The sequence below is a fragment of the Pedobacter nyackensis genome (genome assembly GCF_900176505.1).
Taxonomy (GTDB): Bacteria; Bacteroidota; Bacteroidia; order Sphingobacteriales; family Sphingobacteriaceae; genus Pedobacter; species Pedobacter nyackensis.
Genome location: NZ_FWYB01000015.1, coordinates 79,467 through 92,592 on the forward strand (window position 1 = coordinate 79,467; position 13,126 = coordinate 92,592).

10 protein-coding genes are annotated in these 13,126 nt (G+C 39.6%); 5 read left to right on the top strand and 5 right to left on the bottom strand.

Features of this window, described 5'->3' with window-relative positions; all coding sequences use genetic code 11:
- The first annotated feature begins 54 nt into the window (after nucleotides 1-54).
- The 5 genes from B9A18_RS20605 (at nucleotide 55) to B9A18_RS20625 (ending at nucleotide 8,773) form a co-directional block, all read left to right on the top strand.
- On the top strand, nucleotides 55-936 hold the full coding sequence (locus B9A18_RS20605) for an SdiA-regulated domain-containing protein (RefSeq protein WP_084291439.1): 882 nt from the start codon (nucleotides 55-57) through the stop codon (nucleotides 934-936).
- A 79-nt stretch (nucleotides 937-1,015) separates the two neighbouring features.
- Complete coding sequence (locus B9A18_RS20610; protein ID WP_084291440.1) at nucleotides 1,016-3,370, top strand: GAF domain-containing protein; 2,355 nt, start codon at nucleotides 1,016-1,018, stop codon at nucleotides 3,368-3,370.
- A 14-nt stretch (nucleotides 3,371-3,384) separates the two neighbouring features.
- Nucleotides 3,385-5,985 (top strand): BamA/TamA family outer membrane protein, encoded by a 2,601-nt coding sequence (locus tag B9A18_RS20615; RefSeq protein WP_084291441.1) that lies wholly within the window; start codon nucleotides 3,385-3,387, stop codon nucleotides 5,983-5,985.
- Nucleotides 5,986-6,459: 474 nt separating this feature from the next.
- Complete coding sequence (locus tag B9A18_RS20620; protein ID WP_084291442.1) at nucleotides 6,460-7,044, top strand: gluconate 2-dehydrogenase subunit 3 family protein; 585 nt, start codon at nucleotides 6,460-6,462, stop codon at nucleotides 7,042-7,044.
- 28 nt (nucleotides 7,045-7,072) lie between these two features.
- Nucleotides 7,073-8,773 carry a GMC oxidoreductase gene (locus tag B9A18_RS20625; protein WP_200816416.1) on the top strand — a complete coding sequence of 567 codons (1,701 nt, stop codon included), beginning with the start codon at nucleotides 7,073-7,075 and terminating at the stop codon, nucleotides 8,771-8,773.
- 72 nt (nucleotides 8,774-8,845) lie between these two features.
- On the opposite strand, the gene B9A18_RS20630 is transcribed toward B9A18_RS20625, so the two are convergent.
- The 5 genes from B9A18_RS20630 to B9A18_RS20650 form a co-directional block, all read right to left on the bottom strand.
- Nucleotides 8,846-9,694: a CvfB family protein gene (locus tag B9A18_RS20630; protein WP_084291444.1), complete on the bottom strand. Its 849-nt coding sequence runs from the start codon at nucleotides 9,692-9,694 to the stop codon at nucleotides 8,846-8,848.
- 17 nt (nucleotides 9,695-9,711) lie between these two features.
- The gene (locus B9A18_RS20635) at nucleotides 9,712-10,017 is read right to left on the bottom strand and encodes a hypothetical protein (RefSeq protein WP_084291445.1); all 306 of its coding nucleotides are present in this window, start codon (nucleotides 10,015-10,017) and stop codon (nucleotides 9,712-9,714) included.
- Nucleotides 10,018-10,135: 118 nt separating this feature from the next.
- Nucleotides 10,136-11,191 (bottom strand): ThiF family adenylyltransferase, encoded by a 1,056-nt coding sequence (locus B9A18_RS20640; RefSeq protein ID WP_084291446.1) that lies wholly within the window; start codon nucleotides 11,189-11,191, stop codon nucleotides 10,136-10,138.
- Nucleotides 11,192-11,206: 15 nt separating this feature from the next.
- Nucleotides 11,207-12,319 (bottom strand): 2-iminoacetate synthase ThiH, encoded by a 1,113-nt coding sequence (thiH, locus tag B9A18_RS20645; RefSeq protein ID WP_084291447.1) that lies wholly within the window; start codon nucleotides 12,317-12,319, stop codon nucleotides 11,207-11,209.
- Between the two features lie 38 nt (nucleotides 12,320-12,357).
- Nucleotides 12,358-13,122 (bottom strand): thiazole synthase, encoded by a 765-nt coding sequence (locus tag B9A18_RS20650; protein WP_084291448.1) that lies wholly within the window; start codon nucleotides 13,120-13,122, stop codon nucleotides 12,358-12,360.
- Between the last annotated feature and the right edge of the window lie 4 nt (nucleotides 13,123-13,126).

A 13,126-nucleotide genomic window follows, 5' to 3' on the forward strand; every position in this document is an offset into this window, starting at 1 on the left:
TTGTCTCTGATAATTCAGTACTTTTATAAATTAGATGTAAAAAAGAAATAGCCCGTGAAAAAATTATATCTGTTTTTTTTATGTATCAGTGTTTTGGCATCGGCTTTTTTTGCTTATTCGTGTAGAAATCCAAGCGGTAAATACAGCAACCCTAAAGGGTACGATTTTACAAAGCCCGATAAATTTAACATGCCATCCAGTTTACAGGAGATTTCCGGAATAGCTTTTTATAAAGCAAATAGTGATACCGTGTATAGTGTGCAGGATGAAGACGGTAAGTTATACAGGCAGGGTTGGGATGTGAAAAAGCAGTCCAATATGAAATTTGCGCCCAAGGGTGATTTTGAAGACGTTGCTTTTCTTCATGAAATGGTTTTTGTGCTTAAAAGTAACGGTGATATTTATTCCTTCCCTGTTACTGAAGTTGTGAAAAAGGAGTCGAACCTGGTTAAATTGCATAAACAAGTGGTGCCACATGGGGAATATGAAGGGCTCTTTGCTGACCAAGAAACCAATAAGATTTATGTTTTATGTAAAAAATGCGGGATCGATAAAAAGACTAAAGCATTGAGCGGCTATGTTTTTGATTACAAATCCGGGACAGATAGTTTAGTTGCCGCAGGAGCGTTTAAGATGGATTTAAATCAGATTAAAGCACTTAATTCTGAGCTTAAAGCGAGTTTAAGTCCTTCCGCATTAACCAGAAATCCTAAGACTAATGAATGGTATGTGCTTTCCTCAACGAATAAACTATTACTTGTAGCTGATTCCAACTGGAAAATTAAAGAGACGCACCGTTTAAATTCCTCTATGTTTAACCAGCCTGAAGGGATTGCTTTTGATAAAGATTTAAACCTTTATATTTCAAATGAAGGAGATGAAGTTATAGATGGTAATATTTTAAAGTTTAAATATTTAGTAACTGAAAAGAAATAATTACCATTCTTTTACTAAATATACAGCAACAGATAGTAAATTTGAAGCGTAGCTGCCAGATTCCATAACGAATATATTAATGCAAGCAATAACGCTAAATCTAAATAAAGGTATAACCGGATCAGGACAAGTTCTTGTTGGTGCTGATATTAAGCTGTCTTTACGTCCTTTTATTAACTATATAGAAAGAAGAGTAGAGACGGAGAAGACTGCCAAGATCAATTTCTATAAGTATATACTGGAGCAATTTAGGATGTACCCCGAGCTTCAATATCCTATATCGGCTGAAGATACGAGTAAGTACACTGTGCTTTTTGAATTGATATACACGGCTTTATCTCCGATTATTAATGATGAGAGTCAGCAGTACTGGGCACTGGGTACACCCATTTCTCCATGTTTTCATTACGGAACAGATGCTTTTTACAGTATTTTGATGGACGCCGAAAGGTGTCATTTAAAATCTGGTCTAAGCCTGCCTCCAAAAAAGGAGATGGAGAAGAATTTGCTATCGGCATTTTATAATATGGTAATGGAGCGATTTTACAGCTTCTCTTTAACAGGAAAGCAGTTTATCATTCATTCTGCAATAGATCCTGAAACCCAGTTACTCAAATATTACCGGTTAAATATTGATACCCGATTTCTGGATATAACCACCAGTATTAAAATGCCTGAGTATAATCTTAAAGATGTAAAGGATTATATTAAGGATGAAAGAAATACGCTTAAACTATTAACTAAACTGATTCCCCCTGAGTTGTTTACTGTCGAAGGGATCTCTATTGTTACCTTAACCGATGTAACGGATGAGTATGCTTTGGAGACAGTGAAAAACCTGATTATTGAACACAATGAGACCCAACAAGGTCTTCATACCAAAGAGATTGCTACGGCCCTGAAAACACTGGTAGGAACTGATCATATCGATTTTGGTATGATTCCCTATATTAAGCTGAATGATAAGGTTCAGATCAATGAACTGACCGGATTTAGCAGTGTATTGGTTCAGCTTGCCCGGGAGCATGGCAATGAGGATGTTGAGCATGATAGCCTGATCAATGAATATCTGGAACATCCGCGTACTTTGATTTTTCCGGAGGTTACCGATGAAGATCAAAGGAAGTATCCGATGTTGAAATTGCTGGGCCTTGTAGGTATTAAATCTTACGCGCTTTTTCCTTTGTACTACAACGCCCGGTTGGTGGGGTGTTTGGAACTTTATACCAAAGATTCAAGTCAGTTCACGGGTAATACGCTCAGCAAAATAGATGCTGCATTTCCGTTGTTGGCGCAATTGTTTCAGAATGTTATTGCCGATTTTAACAATGAGATTCAGGATGTGATTGTAGATAAATTTACAGCTTTACAACCTTCCGTACAGTGGCGTTTTAATGAAGCTGCCTATAATTATGTGCAGTCGGGAGCCAGAGAAAGGAACTTCCCCATCGAACCTGTTTTTTTTAGAGGGGTGTATCCTTTATATGCCGCAATAGATATCAGGAACTCCAGTATCCAGCGAAACGCAGCAATAAGACGAGATTTATATGCTCATTTTGAGATTCTCGAAAATACTTTGAACACGATTAGGCATAAGGCTACTGCATGTACCGAGAATGAAATTCCACATGGTGCAGCCATATGGACCAACAAGCATGTTGATGAGTTATCGGACCGTGAAATGTTTAAAACGGAGGATTATTTACAAAGACAAATTCCGGCTTCATTACATAATTTAAAAGCTGCTCATCCCGAAATTGAAGATATTGTTGCTGGTTATTTTAAGCTAACCGGCGAAAAAGGGAAAGTTTTTGAGAACAGAGCGCGTTACGAAAAAAGCATGCAGATGATCAATGTGGCGGTAACCCGACACCTTGATGAATTTAATGCGGAAATACAGAGTGTCTACCCTTGCTATTTTGAAAAGTTCAGGACAGATGGGGTAGAGTTTGATCTGTACCTGGGACAGTCTATCGCGCCTCGTATTCCATTTACTCCAAATCTTATACATGATTTCAGGTTAAAGCAGTTGCGGGTACTTGCGGAAATCGCGCGGACGACCAATAATCTGGGGCCTTATTTTTCTATTCCATTAGAGACAACACAGCTTATTTTTGTATACGAGAAGCAGATCGACATTAGTTTCAGGATTGATGAGCAACGTTTTGATGTGGAAGGTAGTTACAATATTCGCTACCAGATGGTAAAGAAACGTATAGATAAGGCATTGATTAAAGATACTTCAGAACGCCTGACACAGCCTGGAAAAATAGCTATTGTATATTTTAATAATAGTGAAGTTAAAGCGTACCTTGGATATATTAAAAAGCTGCAAAGCCAGCGTTTGTTGAATGATGATCTTGAGCATCTTGAACTTGAAGAGTTACAAGGGGTAGAAGGATTAAAAGCGCTTAGAATAGGCGTTAGATATTAAATAATTGATTTGGTATGTGCTTTAAGAAGAGTCTCTTCTCGTTATTGTTCTCTGGTCCGGTTTTTTTTATGGCATTTTCCAATGCTTCTGCACAACAACCGGTTTTAAAAGATTCTATTACTATAGCTGTCGCTCCTGAATACAATAAGGTAAGTAGCTTTCATAGGTTTTGGCTGGGTGAAAGCTATCGAAAAATATGGGCAACGCCTGTAAAGATGCGTATTATCGATCTTCAGAAAGAAAAAGGTGGGTTAACCATTGTAAAGCTTGGGGGAGGTATGCAAACGCGCTCGCTACGCCTTGTCGACCCTACAGGAAAGGAATGGGCCTTACGTACCGTACAAAAATATCCGGAGAGAGGTTTGGCAGAAAACCTTAAAGAGACCATTGCTAAAGATATTGCACAGGATCAGGTATCTACCAATCATCCTTTTGCTGCATTGGTTGTGCCGGATTTAGCAGGCGCACTGGGCTTAGCACATGCAAAGCCTGAAATTGTATACGTAGGTGATGATCCTGGTTTGAAAGAATACAGGAAGGATTTTGCGAATGCCGTTTATCTGATAGAGGAAAGAAGCCCTTTTGAAGAGAAGACTGATAACACAGAGAAGGCTCAGAAAAAGATTCAGAAAAATAATGATAATAAGGTCGACCAACGACTGACCCTAAGGGCGAGGTTGCTTGACTTTGTGCTTGGTGATTGGGACAGGCATGAGGATAATTGGCGCTGGCAGCCTAAAGCAATGGGAGATGGCGATGAAACTTTATATCTGCCGGTACCCCGCGACAGGGATAAAGTTTTTTACAAAACTTCAGGTGTGTTTCCATGGGTATTAAACCACCAATGGCTTAAATCACATTTACAGCCTTATAGCGATAATATTAGGGATGTGAACCACTGGAATTTTAATGAGCGATATTTTGACCGTTACTTTTTAAACGAGTTGGCTGAGCAGGATTGGCAGTCGGAGGTTAAATATGTGCAGGAAAAGCTTACAGACGGATTGATTGATAAGACTTTTCGTAAGATGCCTGATACTGTATTTAAGCTTTCGGGTCCTGAACTAATCAGACACTTTACCTCGAGAAGGGATAAACTGGAAACACTTGCAATGCAATATTACCGGTTTTTATCTATAAATGTTGATGTGCCTGCATCTGAAAAAAAGGAAATATTTAAGGTGAAAAACCTGGACAACGGAGACGTTGAGGTTGTTGTTCATAATATCAATAAGGAAAGCAAACAAGGTCGGCAGGTATACAAAAGAACTTTTGTACAGGGGATTACCGAAGAGGTAAGGTTGTTTGGTATTGGCGGTGAGGATACATTTACCGTTGAAGGTACTTCAACATCAGGTGTTCGCGTGCGCTTAATTGGTACAGTGGTAGCTAACGAGTACAAGGTAGCAACTGATGTAAAGAACAAACCATTTATTTATGACCAGCCCGATCCTGCGAATAAGTTTCCTGAAAGGTCGCTTTCTAAATTCCGCTTGTCTAATGATTCATTGGTTAACCGTTTTGACAAGAACAGCTTCCTGTATGATCGTTCGGGAGTTCTTTTTAATGCGGGTTATAATATTGATGAGGGCGTACAGATAGGTTTAGGCTATATTATTGAAAAGCAAGGATTCAGGAAGACGCCTTATGCACGTAAACATGAATTGTGGGCAAATTACAACAGTGGCAGGAAGTCGTTTGTACTCGATTATGTGTCTGATTTTAAAAAGGCTGTAGGTAATAATGACCTGACTGTTCATGCCAATTTGCTTGGGCCAAATAACCTGAGTAATTTCTTCGGGTTAGGTAACAATACTGAAAATATCGATCATGAGGAAATTGATGATGTGCGGGAAGGGGGGATTTCTTATTACAGAAATTATTATAATTACCTGAACACAGATGTTAAGTTGAGCAGACAAATTGTCAAACACTTAAAGGCTGATGCTGGGGTGCTATTCTCTTATTACACCAGTTCTGCTTCTAAAAATGAAGAACGATTCTTTAATGATTATAACACCGCGAATCCGGAGGAGGAGATATTTTCTGATAAGCTGTATGGTGGTTTAACAGGAGGCCTTGTTTATGATACCAGAGACAATATTGCTATTCCTAAAAACGGTCTTTACTGGAAAACTACATTTATCGGACAACAGCGTCTTGATAAAAGCAGTGGTAGTTACGGATCGGTAACTACACAATTCCGTTTTTACCTCAACCCAGGGAAATCAGGTTTTGTTATAGCCAATCGTATTGGTGCCGGTACAACTATAGGTGATCCTACGTTTTTCCAACGTATGCAGTTGGGTGGAGTGAATAGTTTGCGTGGTTTTAACAGCAAACGTTTTACTGGTACAAGTATGTTGTATAATAACCTTGATCTGAGGCTTAAGCTTTTTAATTTCACTTCTTATCTTGTTCCAGGAACTGTAGGTATGCTCGGTTTTACTGATGTAGGTAGGGTATGGGAAAAGGGTGAACGTTCAGGCAAATGGCATCAAGGATATGGTGGTGGTTTATACGTTATGCCAGGTGAAGTTATTTTGCTTCAGGCTAGTGTAGGCGCATCTAAAGAAGCAAGTATGTTGTATTTATCTGTTGGATTTAACTTCTAACTTAAAGAAAATAAGCCGTTCTATTCTAAGTCTGCATTAATTCGTCCCTGAAGAAGGGCCGAAAGAACGCTAGGACTTCTCATAAAAGGCATATTTTCTTTTTAGAAAACTGTTCTAATAAATCATCAAACTATTTAAGTAACATCCTTTGTTGTTCCTAGGTCCCATCATGTTGTCCCCACCATCTCCGGTCACCATGCTATAGAGACAAAATTTACCTTCTGCACAAAATTTTGCTCCATTCTCTTTGCAGTTATTGAAACAAAATTTACCTTCTGCGAAAAGGCATAGCTTTCTTTTGCTCCTTTTTCAGGAGCAAATTAATGGCGCCTTAGAGTAGAACGGTTAATTTTGACCCCTTTTGAGTAGAGCGGTCAATTTTGAATATTGATAAATTACTCCTAATTTCAGTACCTCATTTAGTGCCAAAATATAAACACACAATTTAACCACACAATAAATCAAAAAAGAACAATGAACAGAAGAGAAGCGCTTAAAAATACCGCGGTCTTGCTCGGAACTGCAATTTCGGCAACAACCTTTGGTGTTTTATTTCAAAGTTTTACCCTTCCGGAAAATGAGAAAAACTCAATTTCATTTTCTGCGGATCAGGAAAAAATATTGGCGGAGTTTGCAGATATTATTATTCCTCCTACAAAAGATGCCGGTGGTGCCAAAGCTGCCGGATTAGGTAGTTTCATCCCAATGATGATTACCGATTGCTATCCTGCTAAGATGCAAATGGCTTTTGCAGAAGGTTTGAAAGACATGGAGGCAAAATCATTAAAAGACTTTAATAAAGATTTCTTATCCCTTACCGTACAAGAACGTGAACAATTGGTAGGCAACATGAGAACGGAAACCATCGAAAAAATAAAAGCAGATAAAGCAGCAAAAAGAAGTGTGCCTTATTTCTTTGTTTTAGCGAGAGATCTGACCATACTGGGCTATTATGCTTCAGAAATTGGTTGTACGCAATCGCGTGAGTATATCGCGATACCCGGCCGTTACGATGGTGCTACAGATCTGAAGTCCGGACAGAAATCATGGGCCAGTTAACGTTTTAATATTAAGGAATAAGTAAATCATGAATATAAATACAGATTTAAAAAAAGAAAATACATACGATGCTATTGTAGTAGGATCGGGAATTAGTGGTGGTTGGGCCGCAAAGGAGTTGACGGAGAAGGGGTTAAGGGTGTTGATGCTGGAGCGTGGAATGAACATTGAGCACGTAAAGGATTACGATTCTGCAATGAAAGATCCCTGGGAATTGAAGCATGCCAATAAGCTTACTGAAGAGCAAAAAAGAACTCATCCGGTTCAGAAAAGAGATTATCCTTATCAGGAAGCTAATGAGAAGTGGTGGGTAAACGATTTAGAATGTCCATATACAGAAGATAAACGTTTTGATTGGTACAGAGGGTTTCATGTTGGTGGGAAATCATTAATGTGGGGTCGTCAGAGTTACCGCCTAAGTGATCATAACTTTGAAGATAATGCGAAAGACGGTCATGGTAACGACTGGCCGATCCGTTATAAAGATCTTGCGCCGTGGTATGATTATGCCGAGCGCTTTGCAGGTATCAGCGGACAAGCAGAAAACTGGCCCTTATTACCTGATGGCCAGTTCCTACCGCCAATGGATCTGAACTGTGTAGAGAAATCTGTTAAAAAGCGTATAGAGGAACATTATAAAAGAACGCGGATCATGACTATCGGTCGTGTAGCCAACTTAACCGTTCCGCATAAAGGACGTGGTAATTGCCAGTATAGAAATTTATGTAGTCGTGGTTGTCCTTTTGGCGCTTATTTCAGCACCCAGTCTTCTACATTGCCAGCAGCTGAAGCTACAGGAAGATTGACATTAAGACCGTACTCAATTGTAAACCATATCATTTATGATAAGAATACTAAAAAAGCGAAGGGCGTAATGGTAATCGATGCAGAAACGAACCAAACAATGGAGTTTTATGCAAAGATCGTTTTCGTAAATGGGTCTACTTTAGGTTCAACCTTTATTTTACTAAATTCTACTTCCGAAGCGCATCCTAATGGTTTAGGAAATGGCAGCGGTCAGTTGGGACATAACTTAATGGATCACCATTTCCGTTGCGGTGCATCGGGTGATGCTCCAGGCTTTGAAGACAAATATACTTTTGGTCGCAGGGCTAATGGCATTTACATTCCAAGGTACCAGAATGTGGGTAGTGATAAACGTGATTACCTGCGCGGATTTGGTTACCAGGGCGGCGCAAGTCGTAAAAACTGGCAAAGTGATATTGCCGAACTTGCCTTTGGTAATGATTTTAAAGAAAAAATGAGCACTCCGGGTTCCTGGAGCATGGGCTTGGGTGGTTTTGGTGAGATGCTTCCTTACTACGAGAATAAGGTGTATATCGATAAGACCAAGAAGGACAAATGGGGGCAGCCGGTATTGGCTATTGATTGCGAATACAAGGAGAACGAGCAGAAAATGCGTAAGGATATGATGAACGACGCGGCTGAAATGCTTGAAGCTGCTGGTATGAAGAATATCAAGACTTATGATAATGGTTGTTATCCTGGAATGGCTATCCATGAAATGGGTACTGCCAGAATGGGTAACGATCCGAAAACATCGGTATTAAATAAATGGAATCAGATGCATGAGGTAAACAATGTATTTGTTACCGACGGCTCTTGTATGCCATCTATTGCATGTCAGAATCCTTCTTTAACTTTTATGGCTTTAACTGCCCGCGCATGCGATTACGCAGTAAAAGAGCTGAAGAAAAAGAACATCTAACAAGATCCATTAAAACGAAAAAAATCCCGTTAAGCATTGTCTAACGGGATTTTTTATGTTTTGCTGAAAAGCCTATTCTGCTTCTGTATCTACAAATAGTTTGATCTCATGATCAGAAATGGTAATCAATCTTTCTTTGTATAGGCCACCAATTGCTTTTTTAAATGCGCTTTTGCTGATTTTAAAACGGTGATAGATATCATCCGGAGTACTTTTATCTCCCAATGAAATTACACCACCACAATCTTTCAGCTCGGCAAGTAGCACATCTTTTGTTTCAAGGATATGTCCATAGCCCATAGGCTGTAAGCTCAGATCTATTTTGCCTTCCACACGAATCTTTTTAATCCAGCCCTTACGCATCTCGCCCGGGTTCAATTCATCAAATAATTCGTTGGTATATAAAAGTCCGATATATTTATTGTCAATAATGGCATTATAGCCCAGGTCAGAGCGATCAACGATTAACAAGCTTACTTCATCACCTTCTTCAAGGTCAATGTCTTCTTCTTCAACAAAGTTTACAAGCTTGGAAGAAGCCAGCATACGGTCATTGCTTTCATCTAAGAATACATATACCACATGTTTGTCGCCTTTAAACATTGGGCGTTTCTGTTCACGTTTAGGTACATAAATATCCTTACCTAGGCCAATGTCCATAAAGGCACCACCATCTTCAGTTTCATCAACAACAGTCAGGTAAGCGAAATCACCTACACAAGCTAATGGCTTTTTAGTCGTGGCCTGAAGTCTGCCATCTTTCTGCACATATACAAAAACATTTAGGTTTTCACCTATTTCAGCATTTTGAGGAACATCAACATAGGGAAGTAATACCTCTTTTTCACCTTCTGTTAAAATCAGACCCTCTTCAGTTTTCTTTATAATTCTAAGGTCGTTGTATTGTCCTATTGCTATCATTTTACAAAGGTAGTAATCTATTGTCGTTTTCTATGTTCTTCGATGATTTGTAAGTAATGTTTCCCTTTTGTTTTTTTCGTTTCCAATCCTCCATTTTCCAATCCGAACAAAATTTCAAGTTTTCTGGCAATTTTAAAGGGGATATCCTCTTTGTCATCGATCAGTATATCCCTGTAGTTGTAGAATGTGCTTATTCCTTTTCCAATGATGTTGGGTATTGACCTGAGCACTATCCTGTACTCATTCTTTTTTAAATTATCGATACACTCCTGAATCTTGTACTTTTTTGGTAGTAACTCTTTGTTTGGGATAATTTTTTCCATAATCACAGCAACATTTTTCTGGTTAATAATTTATTTAAGGTTTAAATTATTGTAAGTCTATGCGGAAAATTTTATAGGTTGGTAAAAATATATGCGTTTTTTTTATTTTTTTTTTGAATTAAACAGATTGAATTGATTTTGAAGGAATAATTAAGGTGAACAGCAGTCCCTCAAACTTATCTCTAAGCAACTGAACCGCTATTTTACTTCTGGTACCGGCCGAACAGCAGAGCACCAGTCTTTGTTGGGGTAATAGATCGTTCAAATGATCATTTAAATCATATAAAGAGATATTCCAACCACCAATATTGTATTCTTCATATTCATAGGCTTCCCGCACATCAATAAGCTGATACTGGATATTATTAACCTTCCATACTCCGAGATCCTCGATGTTAATGCTGGTGTACTTGGTTTTATGTCCGTTTTTTGCGCTGTTTGAAAGTGGTTTTTTAGGTGGAGTACTAAATCTAAAAAGCTGTGTGTTGTTGTTTAATGCGTTGAAAATGAGTAGTTGTCCGGAGAGAACTTCGCCAAAGTGGCAAATTACTTTGATAGCCTCATTGGCCATTAAGCTGCCAATTATACCAGGTAAGGTCCCAATTACACCACTTTCACCGCAATTTGTAAGTTGATCAGGTAAGGGTGGTTCGGGGTAGATAGAACGATAATCAGGGCCGCCTTCATAATTGAAAACAGATACCTGTCCTTCAAACTGAAAGATAGATCCAAAAACTAATGGTTTGTTTAGGGCAACACAGGTATCATTAACCAGATACCGGGTAGGGAAGTTGTCGGAGCCATCAATAATAAGGCTGTACTGCCCGATCAGTTCTGCTGCGTTATCGGGACTAAGCTTGAGGGGGTAAGCAGTATATTGAATATCCGGATTGAAAAGTCTAAGCTTGTCTACCGCAACATTCGCTTTGTTTTTGCCTATATCGGTCATGTTGTACAGGATCTGCCGCTGTAGATTGCTTTCATCAACGATGTCATGATCTACAATCGCAATATGCCCAATACCGGCACCTGCGAGGTAAAGCAGTAGCGGACTGCCCAGTCCACCGGCACCAACAACCAATATGCTTGCATTATTTAGTTTACGCTGACCTTCAATTCCTATTTCGGGAAGTATGATTTGTCTGTCATACCGTTTTAAATCTGATGCGTTCATTTTGCTTTATTTCGTTTAAACCAGACTATTGTCCCAATCTTTCCAAACTGCCTCATAACCTTGAGCGGCTATCATCTCATCTATTTCTGTGGCGCTGCGTTCATCCGAAATCTCGAACTGCTCCAGCGATTGTGGAGCGACGGCATAACCGCCCGGATTGGTTTTTGAGCCCGCACTCATTGAGGTAATGCCTAGTTTAATGACATTATCTCTGAATGCATTGGATTCTCTAGTAGAAATAGAGAGCTCTACTTCTTCATTAAATAACCTGTAGGCGCAGATCAGCTGGACGAGTTCTCTGTCGCTCATGGCGACTTTTGGTTCCAGTCCGCCACTAAATGGTCTCAATCTTGGGAAAGAGATGCTGTATTTGCTTTGCCAGTATTTTTTCTCCAGGTAGTTCAAATGGAGGGCTGTAAAAAACGAATCCGTACGCCAGTCTTCCAGACCAATTAAAACGCCTAATCCCATTTTATGTATGCCGGCTTGTCCCAGTCGGTCAGGTGTTTCCAGTCGGTAATTAAAGTTCGACTTCTTGCCTTTTGGGTGATGTTTTTTATAATCTTCCTGATGGTAGGTTTCCTGATATACCAGGACGGTATTTAAACCGTAGGGCCTCAATTCTTCGTAATCGCCAAGATCCAAAGGCTGCACTTCCATAGAAATATGAGCAAAATGTGGTCTGATCAATTCCAATACTTTTTTAAAGTAGTCGGTATGCACGGTCTGGTTCGCTTCACCTGTAACCAATAAAACATGGTCGTAGCCCATTTCCTTAATTGCAGCAACCTCTTGCATGATTTCCATTGGGGAGAGGGTTTTGCGACGTACTTTATTGTCATAACTGAAACCGCAATAGGTACAGATGTTATTGCATTCGTTAGACAGGTAGAGTGGGACATACATCTGTATGACCTTGCCAAAACGCTTTAAAGTTAAAGCTTGACTGATTTGTGCCATCTGTTCGAGGTAAGGGGCCGCGGCAGGGGATATCAGGGCTTTAAAATCCTCTAATGTACGTTTTGAGGTCAGCAAAGCACGTTCAACATCTACACTGGTCTTGCTATAGATGCTTTTACTGGTGTCTTCCCAGCTGTATTGGTCAAAAATGTCGTTAAAACTTGCCATCCTAAATTGATTAATGAAAGAGAATTGTTGTGAATGCCTTAATCGTTTAAAAAAGAAGTGAGTGGACTGCTCGCTGCGGCATGTAAACCAACAGCTCCCAGTTTTGCTTCATAAGCCATTCTGCCCGCCTGAACAGCAATTTTAAATGCTTCAGCCATTAGTACAGGATTTCCGGAAACCGCTATGGCCGTATTCACCAATACGGCATCTGCTCCAATTTCCATAGCCTTGGCCGCATCAGACGGTGCGCCGATACCGGCATCAACAATTACCGGGACGTTACTTTGGCTGATAATGATTTCAAGGAAGTCGATTGTTTTAAGCCCTTTATTACTACCTATTGGCGCGCCTAAGGGCATTACAGCTGCCGTTCCTACATCTTCCAGCCGTTTACATAAAACCGGATCTGCATGGATGTATGGCAATACAATAAAGCCTAGTTTAGCGAGTTCTTCAGTTGCTTTTAAGGTTTCAATAGGATCAGGCATCAGGTATTTGGGGTCGGGGTGGATTTCAAGCTTAATCCAATTGGTTTCCAGTGCTTCCCGAGCCATTTGTGCAGCAAAAACTGCTTCTTTTGCATTTCTTACCCCTGATGTATTGGGTAGTAAATTGATATGGGGATACTTTAAATGAGTTAAAATATCGTCCTGATTATCATTGATGTCGACTCTTTTTAGGGCTACTGTAACCAGTTCGGAACCTGAAGCCAGTAGGGCTTCTTCCATTTTTAAGGATGAACTGAATTTTCCGGTGCCAGTAAACAGTCGGGAGTTAAATATTTTGTCTGCTATCTTTAACATAAGG